A 22,339-nucleotide genomic window follows, 5' to 3' on the forward strand; every position below is an offset into this window, starting at 1 on the left:
TCGGGCTCCGCGAGCTCGATTAGGGTAGGATCAAAACTCACTGGGCAGCCTCGTCTTCCTCGATTTCGTCAAGATCATCCAAATCCTCGTCGGGCTCCTCAACCGCATCAATGTCAATTGAGGGCGTCAGGTCAGATAGGCCCGCAGGGGCAGTGAAGACGATCGGCGTCGCACCTATTACGATATGGCGATTGGAGCCGACAGGAAGGCGGATTTCCGATTGACCATCGGCCACCAGCGCGAGGAATCCCCTGAGAAAGCCGCGCCAACGATCGTTCCACCAGCTTCGGCAAAAACTCATGCGCAGGCGATGGGCCTTCGCGGGGGCGTCCATGGGCTTGCCGTTGTCATCGGTAAAAACGATGGTTGAACGCAGCTCGATGCGCCAAGGATCATCGAGCACCGGAACCATACCCACGGCATAGGACCAATTTGCCTTGCGCTTCTCGCTTCGCCCATGCAGAGCCTTCTTTCGGGTGCGCCCGTCGACATCTACGAAAGCAACCCGTTCGCCCTTGGTCATTTCTGGTGTGACATAGAAGACCTTGCGTCCGCCGGACTGCTCATGCATGCCTAAACCCTTGGCTTCCATCGCCAGTTCCCATGCCTGACGGACCAGATTGGCGACACGCTTACGCGCTTCCCATTTGGAGACGGGCTTGTCGCCAAGTGCAGAACCTGCGTCAATGAAGGTTTTTGTTTCGATGGCTCCAGCCGCTTTGAGCATGGCGGACTTTGCCATCAACGTCACCAGGTCTGCCCCTTTGGCGAAGCCAACAATCCGGTCTTCGTGCTCAAACCATGGCAGTACGACATTCTCCTGCGTGAGCTTGATCTTGCGCTCACTTCCCAAGAAGCGGGCCGTCTCAAGCGATGGCGGAAGCGACAGCATGGGAAGCCAAGTAGAGTCGAGCTTTTCGGGATTCGCCGTTCGGAGGATCGCCCCCTCCTTCATTTCGGCCAACCAATGACGCGCCAAGGCAGGATCGGGCGTGGAGATTTTGGGGGCCTTTACCTCGTCCAACGTATCCAACAGCGACGCCAAGCCCTTGTGCCAGCCGTTAGCGAAGTCGATGGCATTCTTTCGGTGGATCGTGATCGGGAAGAGTTGGAAATCGTAGTGATCGATGCGCAGCGGGATGACAAACCCCGGTAGCGACTTTTCGATCGTGGCAGCCACGGCCCATTCGTCCTTGACGCCCGACTTACCCACCGCCACGGTCGACACGACCGCAAGGAACCTGAACGAGTCGTTCCGGATCGCGCTCTCAATCTTCTCCCAGAAGATGTCGCCGCCTTTCAGGCGCGCCAAGTCATGCCAGACCTTATAGCCGGCAAGTTCGAGCTTCGAGCCGAGCCAACGTGTGAAGGCATTATCTTCAGGAGTTGCGTGGCTGATGAAGATCGTATCTTTCATACGAGTGCACCTTTCGCTTCCGACACAACAGCGACGCCTGGCGCCAGAGCCGCACTCTCGACGCCATAGAGCGCTGGGGTATTTCGAAGCCACAAATGGTGAGAAGTCGGGTCCAGGCTATGATCCGGGCTCGAATCAATAGACCAGCGCCGCAGCACGTAGCCGGCCAGTGCCGCACGCGTCTTGATGCGTAACACACCTTCGCTCATGGCATAGTCGGCCTCAATCGCCTTGGGCCACCGGGCGCCGGGATGCGGTACCAATTCCATATCCACGATCCGTGCCCATTGCTCGTCGGCCGCCAAGAGCTCATGTTCATCCGCCGCGCCATCCAAATCCTGTACCTCGGTGATACGAGTAAGTACAAAATCGCCGAAGCGCTGACGCTCACGATCAAACGCGCGGACGTGCCAACGCAAGCCATTATCAGCCAATGCAACCGGCACAATATCGCGGCGCTTCGCGCCCGACGACAAGGAGAGGTAGTTAATTTGGACTGGACGTTTGGCGCATAGGGAGCGCGTGATGGTCGCAAGAACGCCCATGTCGGGTCTTATTAGCTGCCCTGGCCCTTCGCATGGTGCAGCTTGCCTTAGGCCCAATTCGAGTCCATCTCCGAAACCGCTCAGCAGCCAGGCCAGCACTCGCTCCGAGTGGATTTCATAGACTGGCTTGAATAGGTCAGTTGGCCGGTAACACCGGGTCACGGCATCGTAAGTCAGATTGTCAGGGGCGATCTCTCGGTAGCAGCTCAGGTCTCGCGAAGCAGCAGCGGGCTTGACACCGAATCGCGATTCGATATCGCTTCTTCGGAGCTCTCCGGTGAAATAGGTGCGCAGCTCTAGGAATGCCAATCGTTCACGCTGCGCTTGTGACCCACCGGACGTCTCGATCATGGCCTCTCTCGTTTTATGCCCCATAAGCCCCGCGTAACTCCGCCACTACAGTTGCAGACGGGAAGGATACCACACGTATCATTTTGATACGGTATCACTATCAAAATCGAATATCCCGCCGAAAATGTCGAGAGAGCCGGCCCCTTTCTTTCCCCGATTCAGCCCATTAACGACTCTGATCTTCCAATACCTCTCTCTCTGAGCGCGCGGCCAAATTCTCTTGCGCAAGCGTCTCTCGATCCAGAAATTTTCAAACACATATCACTTTATCGAGCATGCCCCTCCAGTGGGCCTGGGCAGCATCCGCTTGCCCTGAAACTTCATGAGACTGATATGAGCTACTCCCTTTCCTGTCCACGCTGTAACTCGACCCGCATTACCACTCGCGACTACGCGCGCAAAGCTGGCAGTGCCGTGGGTGCTGCCGCCGGAGCCGCTGGTAGTGCCGCTGCCGCGTTGGGCGGCGCCGAAGCCGGGGCTACCCTCGGCATGATCGCCGGCCCGGTCGGCTCGATTTTGGGTGGCCTAGCTGGTGCACTCATGGGTGCCCTAGTCGGTGGTGCCGCCGGTTGCGCTGCTGGCTCCGCAGTTGGCGAGCATATCGACACCCATGTGCTCGACAACTATGCATGTCAGGCGTGCGGCCATACATTTGGCGAGCCGCACGTAGCCTGACCGCCAGCACTATCACATTCGGTCTATTTGATGCCTACGGCCCTTGAGGCTGTAGGCATCTTTGTTATCTGCTCTCGCGATTCACCTTTCGAGGAAAACCATGCATCTCGTTCAATCAATGGCCTATGTCAACGAAACCCCGTGGCACGGCCTGGGCAACCAACTTACATCCAAACAACCTCTCGAAGTCTGGGCACGACAGGCTGGTATGGACTGGCGCATTGAGAATGCCGATGTTCGCTACGTCGCCGGCAGCGAAAACCTCGGCTCCATCCACGCATTCCCCGACCAGAAGGTGCTCTACCGCTCCGACACCAAGGCCCCACTTTCGGTTGTCTCCCGTCGTTTCCAAGTAGTGCAACCACAGGACGTCCTCGAGTTTTACCGAGACCTGGTCGAAGCAGGCGGGTACGAACTCGAAACCGCTGGTGTGCTCAAAGGCGGCAAAAAGCTGTGGGCGCTGGCCAAGACAGGCCAGAGCGCCATGCTCAAGGGCCGCGATCGCGTCCATGGTTATTTGTTGTTAGCGACAGCATGTGACGGAACGCTGGCAACCACCGCTCAGTTCACCTCGGTTCGTGTTGTCTGCAATAACACGCTCGCCATCGCGCTCGGCGACAGCACGGGGGCCGTCAAAGTGCCACACCGCAGCCAGTTTGACCCACAGGCAGTCAAGCGCCAATTGGGCATCGCGATTTCCTCGTGGGATGGCTTTATGGTCCGCATGAAGGCGCTGTCGCAGTGCAAGGTTCAGGACGCCGCGGTGGAGGCTTTCCTCAAACGCGTGCTGACGTATCCGGTGAATCAACAATCCGATGGCAACTCAACTGCCGTCAATGACCGAGCGCTGAAGGCCGTACAGGAACTCTACGCCGGTCGCGGCAAGGGCTCCGAAATGGCCTCGGCATCTGGGACAGCCTGGGGCCTGCTCAACAGTGTTACGGAGTTTGTGGACCACCACCGTCGCGCCCGCAGCAACGACCACCGCCTGGACGCCGCCTGGTTCGGTCAGGGTGCAGCACTCAAGCAAAAGGCCTGGGACGAAGCGCTGAAGCTCGTCGCATGAATCCTTTTTTACTACCGCATAGATGCCCGGTCGGGATGACTCCCACCGGGCATCTTCATTAATGGAGGTTGATATGTCGTTGCCTGAACCCAACAGGCGCCGCAGCTGCCGGCCAGCATTACGGCTGGTGGGTACGAAAAGCTTGCCCCGCGAAGACTGGCTTGAGGTGCGGAAACGCGGAATCGGTGGCTCGGATGCCGCCGCATCCGTGGGCCTGAATCCATATAAGTCGCAACTCGAACTCTGGCTGGAGAAGACTGGTCGGGATGCCGAGCTCCCGAAGCCCGATCCTGGCGACACCCGCGAACCGGTCTATTGGGGAACGCTGCTGGAGCCCATCGTCGCGGCGGCATACACACAGCAGACCGGCCACCGCGTTCGCAGGGTCAATGCTGTTCTCCAGCACGCTGCTTACCCATTCATGCTCGCCAACTTGGATCGGGAAGTCGTTGGTGTTCCCGGCGTGCAGATTCTGGAATGCAAGACCGCAGGAGAGTTCGGCGCCCGACACTGGCAAGACGGCGTACCCGAATACGTGCAGTTGCAAGTTCAACACCAATTGGCCGTCGCCGGAAAGCAGGCTGCCGACGTCGCTGTGCTGCTGTGTGGGCAGGCATTGGAAGTCCACCGAATCGAGCGGGACGATGCGCTGATTGCTCAGTTGATCGAGTTGGAAGGTCAGTTCTGGCGCCACGTCGAAACCGATACCCCACCACCTGGAGATGGCTCCGAATCAGCGGACCGCGCGGTGCGCTGCCTGTACCCCCGCGATACCGGTGCGACGGTGGATTTCTCGGAAGATCGGCAGTTGTCCGGGGCATTCGCGGACCTCATTGCTGTACGCGGACAGATCGAGTCATTGGAACAGGCTGCGGCAAAGCTGAAACAAGGCATCCAGCAAGCCATGGGCGATGCCACTCGGGCGCTATTCGAGACCGGGGAGGTCACTTTCAAGCGAAGCAAGGACAGTAGTGGCACCGACCTCGACCGGCTGCTGGCCGACCATCCGCACCTGGCACCGCAGTACTCCATTTCCAAAGCCGGCTCTCGCCGCTTCCGCATTTCCGTCTAAACCCTCTTAGGAGATACCTTCATGTTGAAAGGACTTGCCCTGACGCCCCCCGTGGTAGGCCGGATCTCTATCGGCAGAGTAGTAGAAAAGAATGGCAAACGACTGCCGGAAAAAGACGATCAGTTTACGTTGACCACTCAACTGCAGAACCGAGACGGGTGGATCTTGCACCCGCTCAATGAATCGCTACGCAAAGCCGCCGCTGGCAAACTGCGTTCGATTCCGGTACGGCTGTTGTTCAACGAGCCGGACTTGAACCTGCGCGCTGAGTACAGCCTATTCGATCGGGAAACCGGCCGGCCGGTCTGTGTCGGCAACGGCGAGCAGTGCCGGCGCGTGGAGCGGGATGGCGTCGTGTCGCTGCCCTGCCCGTCCCCAGACGGCTGCAGTTTTGGCAACTCCGGCTGCAAGCCGTACGGCCGGCTGAATGTCAAAATCGGTGACGACGATGACCTGGCGGCGTTCATCTTTAGAACGACGTCCTATAACAGCATCAGGACGCTAGCAGCTCGGCTGCATTATTTCAGCGCGGTGTCGGGCAATCTGCTGGCCTGCCTGTCGCTAGAATTGAAACTGCGCGGCAAGTCCACGACGCAAAGCTACCGCTCGGCGATCTACTACGTGGATCTCTGCATCCGGTCGGGCAGCACGCTGGAAGATGTCATCACCGAGGCGCGTGAGTTGGACGCGCGGCGCAAGGGGGCTGGCTTTGACCAAGCGGCATTGGATGTTGCCGCAAGGATGGGTTTCAGCAATGGGGCATTCGAGGACAGTCCGGAGGAAGTCGCTGCTGTCGTGGAGGAGTTCTATCCCGATGCCGGCACTGACGAATTGGAACCTGGCGACACCGGGAAAGCCGATCCGATCAACCCTCCCGCGCTACGCGACAAGTTGGAGCGCAAGGCTGCACTGTTGGGGGGCGCGGCAGCATGACCCGACCATTCCGTTGGGCGCTGCTGTTGGCGGTCATGGCGACGGGCACCGCCCTCTGCCTGTCGGTCTTGGCCGGCTGGCAGCGCGGTGGCCCGTTGGCGGAGCGGTTGATGTGGGTGGCGATCAGCATGGTTCTGGTGGTCGGCGCACACCTGCTGCCCGCGCTGGTGCGGAGCGCGCCGCTGGTCGTGCGCGGCGTGGCTGGTGTACTGTGGCTCGCCTGTATGGCCACAGCCTGTTACGGCCATCTGACGTTCTTTCTGCTGGCCCAGCGGCATGCGGGGGAATTGCGGGCGGGTTCGATCGCCTTGCCCTCCCCTCAGCCCGCCGGTCGCAGTTTGACAGCGGTCATGGCAGACCGGGCGACGGTGACGGCGCAACTGGCAACAGCAAATACCCGCCGTTGCCAGCGCGACTGTCCGACATTGGAAGCCCGCCGGTTGACGCTTGCCGCCAGGCTCGACGCGCTGGACGCCGAAACCGAAGACATCCGACGGTCACAGGCGGCAGGCGATCGAGTCATGGCGCAACGCGATGGGCTGACCGCTGACCCGGTCACGGTGCGGCTTGCTGCATTGTTCGGTACAACCGTCGCGCGCATCGATCTGCTGTCTGGCTTGGCATTCGCCGCGGTGCTGGAGAGCGTGGCCTGCCTGTTGTGGACGGTCACGCTGCGGTCACCACCGGCAGTCACGCCCGTCACACCGGTTGCAGCACCAGTCATGACGAGCTCCACGCCGAAACCAGCTCATCGCGAATCGAAATCCAAACGTCACGTCGCTGCCAGCGATCCCGTCACGCCGTCGCCGATAACGGAGTCAGCCGATGTCGCTGTGGCACAGCTTGCGCAGGCTATCGCTGCGGGTCACCTGCGTCCGACAGTGGCCGACATCCGTCGCCAGCTAGGCTGCTCGCAGGCGCGTGCTGCTGCAGTACGCCGCCAACTCGTCTCGCTCAATCTGAAGGCATAGGCCGGGCCTCGTCCGGTCGCCTTCTTTTCTCATTTCCCATTCGACGTGCCTGCATCCGGGTCCCTCCGGAGGCTTGCGCACGCCCTTAACCTGGAGATCGTCATGATGGATCGATCTGTACCCGCCCCAATCCAATCGCGCCTACCGCTTGGGCGTTTGTTGGCAACGCCGGCCGCCTGAGACGTTCTGCAAACAGCGGACATATCGATTTTTGCGCTGGTGAACCGCCATGCCCGAGGTGATTGGGGCAACCTCTGTGACGATGACCGTCTGCAGAACGACGTCGCCGCCACGACCGGTCAGCGGGTATTGTCCAGTTACCTGCTCCCCAACAAACGAACGGTCTGGATCATCACCGAGTGGGATCGGTCAGTCACGACGGTGCTATTACCGGGTGACTACTGATGGAGGCGCTGACCCCTTGTCAGCTGAAGGTTGTCGTGCGGGAGAGCTGCTAAGACCGAGCCTCGATAGAGGCGCAAGGCCGGGCGCAGCTTCTTACCGTAAGCGGCTGCGCTTGATTTCGGGCGGTGTGGCCGTGTTCGCCCGGCGCGCTCCGGTGGGCGCCAGCGGCACGCCATCCAGTGGAGCAAAGAGCTGGGCCAGCGTCACGCCGAGGCAGTAACAGATATTTGCCAGCGTCTCCACCGAGGGGTTGGCAATGCCACGTTCGATCGCCGAGATATAGGTGCGATCGACGTGCGCCTCGAACGCCAAGGTTTCCTGAGACTTGTCCACAGCATGCCGGCACTGCTTGATGCGTTTCCCCAGCGCGACCGAAATGGGGGCCGGACGGGCGGGAGAGGTCTCTGAGCGCTTGACAGTCATGGCGTGCAGGATGCCCACCTGATGACTGATTCACGACGTATTATACACATCAAATTTCGTCGTGTTTATTCTACAATCTCATCGTAAGTGGTCGATAAGGCTCAGTGGTACGCCTCCTGCGGCCAAAGCTATGGAGTAAACATCACAACGCGGAGTTGCCGGATTTATCGGCTTAAGTGACTCTAACGTCACTCATAAAGGAGAATTCAGATGAAGAGCATTCGGAACAGACATATGGCTCAATCGGCCCTTGGTGCCCTGATAGTCGGGGTCCTTACGGCATGCGGCGGTGGCGGGGGAGACGGTTCCAACACGGGCGGTAACCCCGCGCCCGTCCTCACGACCGCGACGGGCGTGGCCGCCATCGGCGCCCCAATTGTCGGTGGCAACGTGGAACTGAAATGCGCTTCCGGCGCAACAGCTTCCGCAGCCACCGACGCGAACGGCGTCTGGACGGCCTCGCTGAAGGCAACTGACTATCCGTGCGTTACCCGAATCGCTGGCGGCCAGGCCAACAGTCAGGCGCTGGCGTCGCCTCTCCATTCGGTCGTGTCGGCACCTGGTATCGCCAATATCACCCCGCTCACTGACCTGATCGTGGGTATCCTCAGCGGCCAGGATCCCAGCACGTGGTACGCCAGCGTGACGAACGGCACCCTGAGCGGCGCAATCACCTCGGGCGCGCTGTCCACTGCCCAAGGCAAGCTCAAGACCACGCTTGCCACCCTGCCGGGCAAACCGGCTCTGCCCGATGGCTTCGATCCCTTGACCGCTAAGTTCAGTGCGGAAAAGGGAGATATCGGCGATGACGTGCTTGAGAGCTACGGCGCCGCGCTGGCAGCTGCGGGCATTACGCAGGCCGACGCTGCCGCCCATGCGGCTGCTGGCGAAGCACTGACCCGAGAGGCCTACGCGGGAACGGCCTTCACTACGCCGAGCCTCACCACTTTCCGGGTCGGTGCTGCCAAGACCTTGAGGGGTGACTACGTACTCTCCATCCCTGATCCCAATCGGGGGAACCTGGTGACAAAGGGGACGATCGATGCGGATGGCAATCTCATTGCCCTCGCCGCTGATGGTCCGTTCACAGGCTTCGTGAGCAAGGCGGGAAACCGTATCGGCGAGCTATGCACGACGACCGCTGGCGAGCAGCTTAGCCAGTACGTTTTCGTGTCGGAGGAACTGGTGCCGGTAACTGATGTGACCGAACTGCAGGGTAAGACGTATGTCGAGTACGAGAATTGCGATGCAGGCGGTTCGGGTACAGCCGTCTTCAACCCAGACGGCTCTTTTGTCTTCACGGGCAACGACAACGGCGGTGTTCCGGATGCTCCGGACATGAACATCGCACAGGCATTTACCGATCAGGGCCGCGAAGAAGGCGAAAGCGTGGTTCGCGCCAAGGCCTTCAAATACACGGCTGGCGGCGTAACCACCTACGTCTATCTCATGGTCGCCACGAAGAAGGGTACGACTGTCCCCGCCATCAATGGCGAGACCGACTATGTCCTAATTGGTGTGTCGCAGTAATACGGCGGTTCAACTACCGCGCACGAGCCCCCACGGAGCTCTGTCGCGCACGCCCTTGGCGCAGTGGCTGGCTATCCCGGCCTCTGCGCCTTTTTCCGTTTGACGGCGGCTGCATCCTCTCAGCCTTGCCCGCTACACCCAATCCAACAATCCCAAGTCATGAACATGAAATCCTCAATCCTGGCCTCGATGGCAGTACTGAGCTTGGCCCTGACGGGCTGCGGTCAACCGGAAGCTACAGCGGTCAAGGCGGCGACGGTCCCCGAAGACTCAACCCATACGTACGAGACCGCGCTATCAAACCGCGACTCCTGCGCACAAGATGCGTGGCGCACTACCAACGATGACACTGGCCGGCTCGTGGTTGAGTACCGCTGCACCATGAGGAACGGCCCTGAGTTGCTCGCGGCACTGCGCCAACAGAAGATCCGTGAGACGCGCGACGAGTATCAGAGGTACTATCGCGGCCTCGATCAGAGTATCGAAAGCACCCGACAAGGCCCCGCCACCTGGGAAAAGCTACTGGCAGAAGCGAAGGACAAGCTCGCCCGGCTGGAGACCAACGGCGCCCAGAACCATACTCATAGGGCCGATGAGGATCCCGCAGAGGCGCTGCGCCGGGCAGCGGTCAACAGCGAGATGGGAGCCGGCGCTAGTGCAAAGTTCGCCGTCGAACAGGCTCAACAGCACCTGACCAACGCTAAGGCCAACCTCGAGAAAGAGCTCGCCAGCCTGCAGCGGGAGCGCACCCGCTTCGAGCGCGCCGAGAAAGACGCCCTCGCACAGATCGACAAGTCCTACGACGGCATCACGAAGGCCAGCGAGGTGTTTCGGTGGTTTGTTCGGGACAGTCATGTCGTCCCTGCCTGGTCGGGCGTTGAACTGCTGAAGCAAGACGGCAGCGTCGCGCACTGGAACAGGGATTGGAAGTTGACCGTTCGGGACCTACTTCACCACCGCAGCGAGGACCATGTCCGATACGTCCTCAATGTTCCTGCCAATGTCACACTTGGCCAAGCCACTACGTCATCTGAACCGGCGCCAGCGCCAACGGTCTCTGATTCTCGTCAGCAATCAGGCACGCAAGGCGAAGCGTGCTACGACGCCAAGCTGAAGGACTTTCGAAACGGTATGGGAGAGGAGGCCCCTGTAAGCAACGACATGATTAACGAATGGCGTGGCCAATGTAGCCTACCCGAGGCCTGAAGAACCTTTTGCATTGTGATGCCACCCCCGTGAGGGTGGTGGCATCTTTTTTTGGTTTCTTCACCGACCACGGCCTTGTGGAAGGTCGTAGAAGGGCCACGAGGACGGGTTAACACGATATCGACCAAAGCAGCTATTGCCAAGCACGGTATCAAGATCGAGATGAACCGGCGTTTGTGTCGCCATACCCTGAGTCATCAGACCGGGGCATGGCGGCACGGCTCTCTTCAACACCGCCGAAAGTTAGAGGGGTGCGCTGGTGCTGGCAAATTGCACTGCGGGGCGGTATTTGATCGAGTACGGCGACATCGCAAGAAATTGCTGAACCACAGGTTCAATCGCGCGCAGGAATGCCGACTGCACCTCCCGCGCCGTCATCATGTTGTCGATGCCCTTCTGACCACTCGGATAGACATCTGCCTCCCAGCGGCCGCCGTGCATCAGCCCAACATCGATGTCTGCAAAGTAATCCGCATTCATCGGAATGATGTGGTGCGCCAACGCCGGCAACGCAAACTTCGTACGGGGCAGCGCTGCATCGGGATGCACACGCAGGCGAACGCGCCAAACGCCAGCCTCATACGGACTCGGCTGGATTGGGCGGAACACATCGCAACGGACAATCGGCGTAAGGCTACGGTGGATCGCACGGGTGAGGCTGTGACGAACCCAGGCCAGACAATCTGCGTCGTTCTCCTGCAAGGGCCGGTCGTAGATGTAAAGGCCGCCGTGCCAGTGGCCTTTAACGAGCTTAGCCTCAAGCAATTGCCCCGACAGGCCAACCGGAGCGTCTTCGCCGCGATCCACGCGACGATCGTGGGCCGAATCCACGCGGAACGGTTCATGACCGTTCGCAAGGAGCTTCTGCGGCATCAGGAAGATCGGCTCCCGTTTGAATGCGCCCAGGCCATAAACTTGGACGTTCACGCGGTACGACACGTCGGAATAGCGTGTCGGCTGCACGCGATCTTTGACGATTTCCACGTTGACCGAGACGCCATCGGTCTGCAGCTCGACGACGTCGGATGTAGCCTGATCCGTGAGCTCGATCATTCGTTTGGCCATGCGCTCTTGATCAAACATATCCAAGTGCGCAACGCCATCGCCGTACTTCGCGGAAACGGATGCGAATTTTGTATCGACGTAGCCTGCGGTCAGGGCTTCGAGACGATGGTTCTGGGAGATGCTGGTGTGATGTGCGACTGCTTTCAGCGCCGCAGCGCGGGCGAGAATCGCCTTGCGGATATCGTGATTGTGCATCGAGTGCCTCTCATGGTTACAGCCTGCAATGTCTTACCCATCGATTTACTAGTTGCACAGGCCGGCCAAAGGGAGGTAGTGCACAACGAAACGTGCCGAGCGGCGCGTCGCAATTACGAGTCGATGGAAACTCTCGGGAGCGGGACCGAGGCCAGAAGCCGGGAGCGACTATAGGCGATCTACATTTGCGTGACAAGTGGAGAAAGTGTGCCTGAGCCACTTACGCGCGGCCGGCTAGTGCTGGCTTGCGCGAAGGATGTTGTTCTTGCGGGCAAACACGCGCTGTATCGGCACGGTCCAGACCGCGTTCCGCAAGAGCAAGCAGCACAACTTTCGTTGTTCCACGTTGTTCCAAATCCTTGACAACGGAAATGAGGTCACTTACATTCTGGTACATCACGGAACAACGCGAGGTCGCATGAGCTACACTGCATCGAAGTCCCCCACCAGAGACCGCCCCGGCTTCAGCATCAGCTTCCGGCATCCCTGCCGATCTGACTCCAAAGGCAAACCAGGCTTGAAGGTGCGCCGCGGCCTCGGAACGGCCAACCCGGATGAAGCTGATGTACTCGTCGCGCAGATGAACGAACTGTTGGCCGACGAGTCTTGGTGGAATGCCAGCCGATACAACGACGCTCTCCAGGCTTTTAGCCCAATCGTCGTCGATGCCTTCTTCGACGGCTTACAGGCCAGCGTGGCAAATCCCGTAGCATTGCGCGACAACATCATTCCCCTGCCCGGCCGGGACGAAGGTTATGCTCGCGTTCTTTTCGTGGGCACCACAGGAGCTGGCAAGACTTCGCTGCTGCGGCACTTGATCGGCTCTAACCCTGACAAGGACCGCTTCCCCTCAACCTCCACTGCCAAGACCACGGTGTCTGACATCGAGGTGATCCCTGACGACGGCCCTTATCGTGCGGCGGTGACGTTTTTCTCCGAACACGCGATTCGGGCCAACGTCGAGGACTGCATAATTGCGGCCTGCTCGGCGGTGTGGGATACCATGGGCGACGAAAAAGTCGCCGACAAGCTGCTGCACCATGCTGACCAACGTTTCCGTCTGAGCTACCTGCTCGGCGCTTGGAAGACCACCGGCGATTATCTGGCGGACGATGATTGGGACTTTGGTGGCAGCAGCGATTCGATCGCCCCTCCAGCGGACGATCGAGAGGCTATTTCAGCCGCAGATGCTGCTGCGCTGCAAGTGAAGCTTGCCGGCTATGTCGAGCGCGTTAAGGCAATTGCTGCTGCGAAAGCCGTGGCGATCAAAGCGGAACTGCTGCCTGATCCGTCCACGATCCAGCCTGAAGATCTGCAGGCTGCGCTAGAAATCTTCCAGAGCGAGCTGCTCGACGACGATGCCTTCCGCGATTTGGTGCTGGACATCATGGACGACATCCAACTGCGATTTGACCGCCTGGATGTTGGTACGCTCACCAAGCGCGGTAAGACCGCGCGCTGGCCTGAGTTGTGGACCTACGAAACAGAAGATCGGGATGACTTCCTGCGTCAGGTTCGCTGGTTCTCCAGCAACTATGCGCCGGCCTTCGGGAGGCTACTGACACCGCTGGTAGATGGCATCCGCGTGCGTGGCCCACTGTACCCGGTTTTTACTGATCGCCGCAGTAAGGTCGTGTATCTAGACGGCCAGGGCTTGGGACACACACCGGACTCGTCCAGCAGCGTCACCACGCACGTGACGCAGCGGTTCGCAGATGTCGACACCATCATGCTGGTGGACAACGCGGAGCAGCCCGTGCAGGCCGCCGCACAAGCGGTACTTCGCGCCGTTGCCGCCAGCGGCAACTACGGCAAGCTCGCCATCGCCTTCACGCATTTCGATCAAGTAAAGGGCCTCAATCTGCCCGGCTTTGCAGCCAAGCGCGCCCACGTGCTGGCCTCGGTCTACAACTATCTGGGGCGACTGCGGGACGTGTTGAACGGCCCCATCGTCACCGCGATGGAGCGGACGATCGACATGCAGTGCTTCATGCTCGGCGGCCTGGATGCCGCATCGGAGAAGTTGCCCGGCGGGGTGCGGGTGCAACTAGGGCAGTTGCTCGACCAGTTTGATCGGTCGATCATGCCACCACCCCAGCCCGATGCGAAGCCGTCCTACGACCCGTCGGGTCTTGGCTTCGCGGTGCAACGCGCCGCAGACAGCTTCCAGCGTGCCTGGAACTTCCGCCTTGGTTTTGCGCACAGCGCGGAAGTAAGTACCGAGCACTGGACGCGCGTCAAGGCCTTGAACCGCCGAATCGCGAATGAACTGGATATCGAATACGATTCGCTGCGCCCCGTGGCGGACTTCGTGGGCCGCATCACCGAGGAGATCTCGAATTTTCTGGATCACCCGGTGCATTGGACGCGAGCACCTAAGGATGACACCGAAGCGCAAGAGGCCATCGCACCGATTCGGCAAATTGTCTTCCGCGACTTGCACTCCCTGGCTGTAGCACGACTAGTAGACGAACATCTGACTGACTGGCGCCGTGGCAATGACCACAAGGGCAAGGGCTCTGCAACGCGCCGTGCAGTGGACATCCGGGGCATCTATGAGCTGGCTGCGCCCGTCCCGGGCACAGTAAACTCAGAGCCCGCATTAGCCTTCTTGAAGGCAGTGCACAACATCGTGCGCACGGCGATCGAGGAGCAGGGCGGGCAGATGAAGAGTCTCTAGACGCAGCCTTCCGAATAACATGAATGTATCGAGTTGCACAGAACAATGGGACCTACACTTTCATGGCTTGAGCGATGCCATTACCGCGACAGGCTACGCGGAGCACGCTACTCGGCATTAGCCGACGCCGAGGGCTTTGGCGAAGTGTGCTTCGCATTGGAAGCTATTGGAATGCGACTACTGCGGCAGGAGGGCCAACTGGGCTCCTACATCCGCGAACTTTATGAGCTCGCGAAGGATTCCGATGTTCTGCATCATGTTGCGACGGAATTCCCAGTCTTGTTTGCAAGCTTTTCCGCGTTGTACAGGACGGTCCAGAACGCCCGCAATGACGCAATGCATAGTGGCGTTTATGCTCGCCACGCGACAGAAGCAGCAATCGCGCTATGCATTGCCCTAGAGGAGGCCCTAATGAAGGAGCAAGATTTCAAGCGAGTAACGGTCGGCGATTTTATGGTCCGATCTCCAGTGGCTGTTCAGCCTTGGCAACCGGTCGCATATGCTCGGCAGCTTATGCTTACGCATTCGTTTTCGTTTCTTCCCGTCAAAATTGACCACGACTGGCTTCTGTTGCCTGAAGTCTCTGTCGCAAAATTTCTGCATCGGAAAGAGAAGAGAAAGGAACTGCTCGCGAAAGAAATACGGGAAGTCGGCGGACTCAAGGAGAGTGGCGCGGAGCTCGAACTTGTTCGTGCCTGTCTCGTGAGTGAAGCGTCAGAGGTCGACACTCTTTTGGCGGAAGCGGATGCAAGTGTTCAAACGCTTTGGCTGGTAGACGATGGCCACGGAGGCCTGGCCGGTGTGCTCTCTCCGTTTGAGCTAATGTAATGCGTAGCAGACCGCCCCAGTTTTGCCGCGATCGGTTGGGGCTAGCTCGTTTCGTGCTTACGGGAGCCAGCCCGATTCCGCGCGACATGCTGTCTTAGTGATGCCCGATTATGCCGCGCTACGCCGCATTGCTTCTCGCACTTGCGATACATCTTCTTCCGGTCGCTTACTACCATACTGTCACGCTCCTGCTGTATTTCTGCCAACCAACTTTTAAACGTAACTGGCGAGATGCTCAGGTCCATGCTCTTGAGCTTCCTGATTATCGCGGCATGTAGCCCCGCTGCAATGAGTTCCTGAATGGTGTCGTACATATTGCGAAAACGTTGCCTTCTTGGATCCATGCGTCGCTGCTGCGCCAAAAGCGTGCGAAGCTCATCGATATCGGCTTGCGTGCCGTGCGGTTGCTGCTGGCCTACGTGTGAACTATTCGTCGGGTTCGGGATGGACTGCATCACGGGTTCAATACCTCATGTATAGGGGTTGATGAAATGCCGCTGCGCGATATGCATGGGCATTGCCAATCATCCTTAGATGGCTTGGTCCTGTGCAGGGAGGTTTCTTAAACACCCAATGAACAGCACTTCGCTCGAAAACTTCCCCAGCCGCGAGCGATGTACAGAACTCTCCTCACGGGGCTGGAGGATCGTTCTGTACATGCCACCAAGCCCCCGTTTATTCACTACACAAAGATTCTTTCGAGCCTCGACCGGTATTCCTGGTCAGTGAGGCCAGTTTCGCGCGGACGCCCCAGCTTCACCCCTCGGCGCTCCCGGCGCTTACCATGCAACACCATCTGCTCTTTGCCCGTGTTTTTCACACGGACGACCTGCGATGCCTTGACGAAGTAGCTGACTGCCGTCCAAAGGTGACGTATCTTCTCGAAATCATCATGCTCAACAATACCGACACCGACGTTACGATACTTTCCTTCCGCAGCCTTGGCGTTGGCGCTGAAGTAATATCCACGCCCTTCTGTTATTTTTGCGAAGTACTTACCGATTTCGTGTGAATACCAGATGTGTCGCTGTGCTTCCGAACCCTTGTAGAAGAAGCACATATGGGCGTGGTAACCAACATCACGTGAGTATTCGATGCGACCGAAATAGTCGATGAACTTGTCCTTTCCGAAGAGTGATGGTTTATGACGAGCATTGTTGAAGAAGGTCTTCAGATCCTCCTTCAGTTCATAAAGGCTGATCACTCGATCGGACACCTCATCGGTCTCTGTGCCATCCAGATATGCCAAGTACTCACGCTCTGACCGTTCCCGCAGCTTGATGCCACGAGCGATAGCTTCGGTCTGGTTTTCACAAGCGCTTCGTCTATACAGGAAAACGACGTCAACTACCATGATGCGAGCGTGCTCCTCAAGAATCCCGATCATGAACGATCGCAAGTATCTCCGGTTCCGATGGCAACCACTCAGCCAGTCACGCATGCGCTTCGCCAGTTGTTTCTTCCTGGCCGCTTCACGTATCTTTAATACGAAGTTGATCGCCATCTCGGCATACCTAGGCTCTACATCGTGGATGATCTCCCCCATGCGATCTTCATCGTCGGAAGGGAGCCATTCAATGTGGCCATACTGACTGATTTCGTGTTGGGGATACACCTCAAAGAACAGATCGAAGTCTGGTGGGAATGCCAATGACGGACTGTAGATTCGTGCATACGCTGGCAACAGCTTGATGTCATAGGCCATCCTCAATGCGACATAGCATTCGATGCCATTTCTTCTTTTAACTCGATATGGCAAATCGTCAGTTTCGAACAGCCGCTTACTGAATGATTCAAGCGCACTGAGGTGTGCTACAGAAATGGGGATGTAGTAGCTCTCTCCGTTATGGCCATATATTCGATTTAATCCAATCGATATTTTTCTGAGGGTCGCTTTATCGATACCTTGCTCATCGTTTTCGTATTCAATGTCAATCACTTGACCCCAATCACCATCGACAACATTCTGTGATTGATCTTGATATATCACACTCACTCCTTCGCCATTACCAGCTACGCTAGCTTCTATGGTTTATTATTTGATAATTAAATTTATCTATAACCACGTTAGAACCAGAAATACGAAAAGCCGAAAAACAAAGCGATTCGCCAATCCGCGATCGAAAAAATCCTTGCTTCCCCTTAGTTTTTCTGCCTCGCATAGGATGTACGTAATCATGCCGGTTCACACCCATATAAGCAGAGGCAAATTAACGCTTGCCGTCTCTCCTGATGAGGTGGCCTACACGGTCAGGTCTGTCCCAATACACGTAGCCGTCCCTGACGGTCGCCACGTCCTCCTGGCAAAGCAGGCTCAGAGCGTCGATGAAGTGCGTGGAACGAGCCAGACCAACATTGAAGGCTTCTTCGGCCAGCCGGCGTTTCGTCATCTTGCAGTCGCGCACCCGCAGATCGAGCATCAGGTTCCAGAGGGCTTCCGCGTCTTTTTCGACATTGCGTCCACTGGTTTGCCCGCTTTCGCTCAGACGAACGTAGTTTTCCAGGCTCCACAAGACCCACTCCGCTGAATTGGCGATTTCCTCTGCCTGGATGGGGCCATCGATACCATTGAACTCGTGATGGCGGCCGGCGTGCCGAAGGATGTTTCCCACAGCCTTGTCGATGAGTGACAACTCGTCCGGACTGGCAGCGCTGCCACGGATGCTGTTCAGGTATTTTTCGGTATCGCGAGCCTCCCGTTTCGCGGGCTGCGACAGTTCCAGGACCTTTCGGTCCATCCAGCCACGCTGGTTCAATTGATCCTGGATACCGAGAAAGTGTGCTGCCCGATCGAGGAGCCGCGGCAGGGCGATGCGGTCTGGTTCATCGGAGACATCTGCGGATTGCTTGGCGAAATCCGATTGGTGCACGACGTAATATATCGGACGGCTGCCCATCCCGATCTCCATGAAGAGCCGGCCCTTGGCTTTCGACTGGAAGTTCAGCCAGACATCGTTTTGCACGGATAGAACGACAGTAGGCATGACTCGCACGACCTGCACGCCCGTATGGCTTCGTGCACGACTGGGAGGCACTTCGGACCAGCCCCCGCATAGGGCGCCGATCAGATCCTTGTTCATGGACTCCAGTATCGGACCACTTTCATCCGCGCAGAAGAAGGTAGCTGGATGTTTCACGGCGGACACCATCCAGGGGGCGATGGTCGTATCCTCGAAGCGCTCGGATGGTGACGGCGGCGGTTGTGGCGGATTTTTCTCCAGTTCGATCAAGCGTTGCTGAAAATGCGCATCGGTCTCCAGACCAGCCGCGGCATGCTTCTTAATCGTCTTTAGAATGCCCGCTTTTTCAGCCTTCCAAACTTCCAGTTTGCCCTGGTACTCCTGCCATGCCCCGGCAGTCTGGGAGACATAGTTGTCGTGCCATGTATCGAAATGCTGCCGGAAGTGCGCCCCCATTGGTGACTTGCCGGCGCCCCGCGGAGCAATGATGAGAACATATACAGTCGCCGGGATCGTTTCCCCGTACAGTCCGCGTACTTGTACACACGGTCCTGCGGTCTGGGAGACGTAACCATCCACGAAACCGGCGAGCGAAATCTTAGTCGCCGGCGTCTTTGCCTGTTCTTCGATGACTTCCCGTATCCCGGGTGCCAAAGCATGAAGTGGCGGAGGATTGCCTTGCATCATGCCCCATCCTTCTCGCCGTGAAGATCGCGAGCGCGCAGACGCGACTTCAGCCACGCTTCGATTTCCTCAGTGATGTAAACGGTCTTACGAGCGCCAAGCCTGATAGGCAGCGGCCACGTCGGATCGTGGTATGGGGATTTGGGGTTTTGCCACTCGTGGCGCGTGCTTTTGCCGATACCAATCCACGCATCGACTTCGGCACCGCGCATGTGGGGCGGTCTAATCGTGCTCATCCGTCACTCCTGAAGCTCCGCCGAACCATTTCGGCGGGAGTCGGAGCAGTGTCGGTTTTTGCAGATCTTCTTCGAAGGTCAGTTTTTTAAACGCAGCAACCGACCTCGATAGATGCGCAAGCTAGCCGCCGAGGAAGTGCAGCCCCAACTCGAACGTCGCCAGGTTCAGTCGCTCCATGGCGTCGCGCATTCCGCCGCGGTTGTTCGTTTTGACGATAGCCTTGGCCCGGCGCATCGCGGCGCTGCGAAATCGGAAACGCTGGACGGCCAGCTCGGTATGGCCTTGCAAAGCATCCCGAAACCATTCAAAACGACTGGTCCAGATCAGCCGATGTTCTTCGGGGATGCGATCGTAGAACGCGAACGGCTGGTCTCCGAGGGTGGGGAGATCAAGCGAAGTCAGGATGCTGCCGCCTTGTGCTTGCTGGCCTTTCCAGAACGGCTTGTGCTTGGTACGCTCGCTGGCCGGCTTACTCTGTTCATGGCAGACGCAAGAGAGTGCAGCAACAACATCCAGTGCACTGAAAATGAAGCATTCCTCGTCGTCAAAAAGCTTCGCTGTTCGAAAAATGACATGGGTCCGGGCCAGGCGTCGCGCTGGTTCGGTGGCCTTTTCCAGCGCGGCAGGAGTAATTGCTTCGCGCAGTGCCGCGCTGACGATTAGACCCAGTTCGTTTTTCTCATTGTGAATGAACTCAACCCATTCATCCTCTGGAACGAACGGGTCATACATCCCAAGCGTGCCATTCGTGATGTCCTTCGCAAGCACATCGATTACCGGCGCGACAGGCACGAGCATGCAGCCGGGATCGGCTTTGTCCAGTAGTTTGGGATAGCCTTCCGCGAAATGCGCGAATTCCAAGGTGTGCAGGTACAGAAAGAGCGTTTCGTCGAGCGGAATGTCGATATTCTCGACAGAGAACGCCAACAGTTCCAATCGGCCGGCGAGATAGTCGTAGGTCTTGACTGCATCCTCGTATCCTGTGCGACCCGTATCGACCAGCAGCTTTTCGATGTTGTGCTCGATGCTGTTGAGGTGCCAGTGCAGTTCCTCCGGGACGCTGACGATGGCCGCGTAGGTTTCCTCGGTCAGCTCAGCACTTAGGTAGCCTTTCAGGTCGGCTAGAAGCGCGGACCGTTCATCGCTAGTTTTGTACGACGTCTTGGATGTCGGGCTTTGATAAGGGTATGCGGACCGAAACGACAACGAGAATCGATGGCGGCCATCGCCTTCGGGCCATTTCAGCCAATCGAATATCTGGAATTTTCCGGCCCCGGCGTTTTCGTGTGTGGAATCGTCCCTGCCTAACCAGTACAGCAGTTTCACGACTTTGAGCGCCGTTGATTTGTTGCAGGCGTAATGCTGCTCCATGCTGCGGCCTGTCAGCGTGGCGAGGTCCTGCTTGATTTTCTTGAGGTGACTGGCATCGATGCTCTTTTCCTCGCCCCAGTCGCGTTTCCAGTCGGCTTCCAATTCGGCCACGAGACTGCGCACGTTTTCGTTTTCGCTGCGCGTTTGTTCCGTGACGCAAAATTCCGCTGACAAGAATCGCCGGTTGCCAAGATCGTAGTCTCCGAACAATTTTTGGCGGAGGTCATCATCATCGGGCATGACTTCTCGGAGCAGGAACGAAAGGCGGCTCATCGCGCCAGCGGGGCCGGCGATCGTCAGCAATTGGCTGCGGTCGACCGCATGCCGACGATCGAACAGGAACTCTCGCGAAAAAAGATCGATCCCGGGCAGTTCCTGTTCCAGCGTGCGCAGCGCCAGATCACGAAGTGTCGGGTCCATCGTCATGCGACGTCCTCTTGCAGCGAATCGATCGATGCACCCGCCACACACCGATCCAGATAGTCCGCCCAGCACTGCATCAACTCGCGCCTTTCCGGAAGATATTGCGCCCGGTTATAAGCAGCACGAACCTTGTTTCGCTCTGCATGAGCGAGTTGGCGCTCAATGACATCGGCACGCTTCCCCAATTCATTGAGGATCGTCGATGCTGTAGCGCGGAAACCGTGACCAGTCGCTCGCCCGTGATAACCCATTCGATATAAGCCATAGAGCAAGGTGTTCTCGCTCATGACCTTCTGTGGGTTACGGGAATTTGGAAACACAAACGTCGAATGACCGGACAACTGCTTCAACCGCTCCAGAACGGCGATAGACTGGGTTGCCAGGGGGACGATGTGAGGATCACGCATTTTCATGCGTTCGGCGGGGATGCGCCATTCTGCGGCGGTGAGGTCTATCTCCGCCCACTTCGCACCACGCAACTCGGTAGTCCGCACAAAGGTCAGCATCAGCAAGCGCAATCCCAACTTGGTGAGCTCTTCGCCGTCATATACGTCCAGCAACCGCAAAAACTCGGGCAGCTCCTTCGCAGTGAGCGCGGTGTGGTGCTGTACGACAGGCGGCTTTAGCGCCCCCTTCAGATCTGCCGCCGGATCTCTCTCGCATCGACCAGTGACAACCGCATAGCGAAATACGGCGCTGCTGCGCTGTAATACCCTAGCAGCGGTCTCCAAGGCGCCGCGCTGCTCAATCTTCCGAAGTGTTGCGAGAAGCTCCTGTGCCGTGATTTCGGCAATGGGCCGCTCCCCCAGGGTAGGGAAGATGTTTGCTCGGAGGGACTCGAGAATTTTGACGGCGTGCTTTGGCGTCCAGCCGCCACGCTTGGTTTCGTGCCACTCCTTGGCGACGGCTTCAAACGTGGTCGCAGCAGCAGTTACGGCGGCTTGCTTCGCGAGCCGCTTTTGAGCGGAAGGATCCTCACCGGCCGCCAACAGCTTCTTGGCTGCATCCCTCGCTTCACGTGCCTCGCTGAGCGACGTTACTGGGTAGACGCCGATGGCGAGCAGCTTCTGCTTGCCGAGATGGCGATATGCGAGCCGCCAGTACCGGGAGCCGTTCGGACGAACTTCGAGGAAAAGCCCGCCGCCGTCGGCTTTGCGATATGGCTTGTCTTGAGGCTTCGCTGTGCGAATCTGGAGATCGGTGAGCGGCATGTTGGTATCTGATGTGCTCTATCGAGCCGATACCAACCATCATACCAACATTTTTGTTGGCTTTCTTTGGCCCTAACCGGATCACTTCGGA

18 protein-coding genes are annotated in these 22,339 nt (G+C 58.2%); 9 read left to right on the plus strand and 9 right to left on the minus strand.

All coding sequences use genetic code 11. The annotated features are described in order from the left end of the window. Window positions 1-37: 37 nt before the first annotated feature. Together GA566_RS14180 and GA566_RS14185 are read right to left on the minus strand one after the other, a co-directional pair. Complete coding sequence (locus GA566_RS14180) at window positions 38-1,417, minus strand: toll/interleukin-1 receptor domain-containing protein (protein ID WP_160473035.1); 1,380 nt, start codon at window positions 1,415-1,417, stop codon at window positions 38-40. After that, window positions 1,414-2,313, minus strand: coding sequence for a WYL domain-containing protein (locus GA566_RS14185; RefSeq protein ID WP_160473036.1), 900 nt, complete (start codon window positions 2,311-2,313; stop codon window positions 1,414-1,416). Before GA566_RS14185 ends, GA566_RS14180 begins: the two co-directional genes overlap by 4 nt. Before the next feature lie 333 nt (window positions 2,314-2,646). On the opposite strand from GA566_RS14185, the gene GA566_RS14190 reads away from it, so the two are divergent. The 5 genes from GA566_RS14190 (at window position 2,647) to GA566_RS14210 (ending at window position 7,030) form a co-directional block, all read left to right on the plus strand. Further along, on the plus strand, window positions 2,647-2,988 hold the full coding sequence (locus GA566_RS14190; RefSeq protein WP_160473037.1) for a hypothetical protein: 342 nt from the start codon (window positions 2,647-2,649) through the stop codon (window positions 2,986-2,988). 100 nt (window positions 2,989-3,088) lie between these two features. Continuing rightward, window positions 3,089-4,054 (plus strand): DUF932 domain-containing protein, encoded by a 966-nt coding sequence (locus GA566_RS14195; RefSeq protein WP_160473038.1) that lies wholly within the window; start codon window positions 3,089-3,091, stop codon window positions 4,052-4,054. Between the two features lie 73 nt (window positions 4,055-4,127). Then, entirely contained in the window at window positions 4,128-5,126 is a 999-nt protein-coding gene (locus GA566_RS14200) for a YqaJ viral recombinase family protein (RefSeq protein WP_160473039.1), read from the plus strand. Between the two features lie 21 nt (window positions 5,127-5,147). Beyond that, entirely contained in the window at window positions 5,148-6,059 is a 912-nt protein-coding gene (locus GA566_RS14205) for a phage capsid protein (protein ID WP_160473040.1), read from the plus strand. Beyond that, the gene (locus tag GA566_RS14210) at window positions 6,056-7,030 is read left to right on the plus strand and encodes a hypothetical protein (protein ID WP_160473041.1); all 975 of its coding nucleotides are present in this window, start codon (window positions 6,056-6,058) and stop codon (window positions 7,028-7,030) included. The genes GA566_RS14205 and GA566_RS14210 overlap by 4 nt, the downstream gene beginning before the upstream one ends. A 498-nt stretch (window positions 7,031-7,528) precedes the next feature. Here GA566_RS14210 and GA566_RS14215 read toward each other — a convergent pair whose 3' ends face one another. Continuing rightward, window positions 7,529-7,870, minus strand: coding sequence for a helix-turn-helix transcriptional regulator (locus tag GA566_RS14215; RefSeq protein WP_160473312.1), 342 nt, complete (start codon window positions 7,868-7,870; stop codon window positions 7,529-7,531). A gap of 198 nt (window positions 7,871-8,068) precedes the next feature. Between GA566_RS14215 and GA566_RS14220 the strand changes: the two genes are divergently transcribed. Next, window positions 8,069-9,388, plus strand: a complete 1,320-nt coding sequence (locus GA566_RS14220; protein ID WP_160473042.1) for a hypothetical protein — start codon at window positions 8,069-8,071, stop codon at window positions 9,386-9,388. A 159-nt stretch (window positions 9,389-9,547) separates the two neighbouring features. After that, entirely contained in the window at window positions 9,548-10,594 is a 1,047-nt protein-coding gene (locus tag GA566_RS14225) for a hypothetical protein (RefSeq protein ID WP_237380186.1), read from the plus strand. Between the two features lie 243 nt (window positions 10,595-10,837). Here the strand turns inward: GA566_RS14225 and GA566_RS14230 are convergent, their stop codons facing one another. After that, window positions 10,838-11,854, minus strand: coding sequence for a hypothetical protein (locus GA566_RS14230; RefSeq protein ID WP_160473043.1), 1,017 nt, complete (start codon window positions 11,852-11,854; stop codon window positions 10,838-10,840). Window positions 11,855-12,272: 418 nt separating this feature from the next. Here GA566_RS14230 and GA566_RS14235 point away from each other — a divergent pair, with 418 nt between their 5' ends. Both GA566_RS14235 and GA566_RS14240 read left to right on the plus strand, forming a co-directional pair. After that, the gene (locus GA566_RS14235; protein ID WP_160473044.1) at window positions 12,273-14,534 is read left to right on the plus strand and encodes a hypothetical protein; all 2,262 of its coding nucleotides are present in this window, start codon (window positions 12,273-12,275) and stop codon (window positions 14,532-14,534) included. A gap of 45 nt (window positions 14,535-14,579) precedes the next feature. After that, window positions 14,580-15,362: a CBS domain-containing protein gene (locus tag GA566_RS14240; protein ID WP_160473045.1), complete on the plus strand. Its 783-nt coding sequence runs from the start codon at window positions 14,580-14,582 to the stop codon at window positions 15,360-15,362. Window positions 15,363-16,044: 682 nt separating this feature from the next. Here the strand turns inward: GA566_RS14240 and GA566_RS14245 are convergent. The 5 genes from GA566_RS14245 to GA566_RS14265 form a co-directional block, all read right to left on the minus strand. After that, a complete protein-coding gene (locus GA566_RS14245) occupies window positions 16,045-17,352 on the minus strand; it encodes a hypothetical protein (RefSeq protein ID WP_160473046.1) in 1,308 nt (435 codons plus the stop codon). 220 nt (window positions 17,353-17,572) lie between these two features. After that, the gene (locus GA566_RS14250; RefSeq protein WP_160473047.1) at window positions 17,573-19,009 is read right to left on the minus strand and encodes a DUF3987 domain-containing protein; all 1,437 of its coding nucleotides are present in this window, start codon (window positions 19,007-19,009) and stop codon (window positions 17,573-17,575) included. Then, on the minus strand, window positions 19,006-19,242 hold the full coding sequence (locus GA566_RS14255; RefSeq protein WP_160473048.1) for an AlpA family transcriptional regulator: 237 nt from the start codon (window positions 19,240-19,242) through the stop codon (window positions 19,006-19,008). The genes GA566_RS14250 and GA566_RS14255 overlap by 4 nt, the downstream gene beginning before the upstream one ends. Before the next feature lie 121 nt (window positions 19,243-19,363). Beyond that, window positions 19,364-21,040, minus strand: a complete 1,677-nt coding sequence (locus tag GA566_RS14260; protein WP_160473049.1) for a hypothetical protein — start codon at window positions 21,038-21,040, stop codon at window positions 19,364-19,366. Continuing rightward, window positions 21,037-22,248, minus strand: a complete 1,212-nt coding sequence (locus GA566_RS14265) for an integrase arm-type DNA-binding domain-containing protein (protein ID WP_160473050.1) — start codon at window positions 22,246-22,248, stop codon at window positions 21,037-21,039. The genes GA566_RS14260 and GA566_RS14265 overlap by 4 nt, the downstream gene beginning before the upstream one ends. Window positions 22,249-22,339: the final 91 nt, after the last annotated feature.

This window comes from Cupriavidus sp. SW-Y-13 (genome assembly GCF_009793345.1).
In the GTDB taxonomy this organism is placed as follows: domain Bacteria; phylum Pseudomonadota; class Gammaproteobacteria; order Burkholderiales; family Burkholderiaceae; genus Cupriavidus.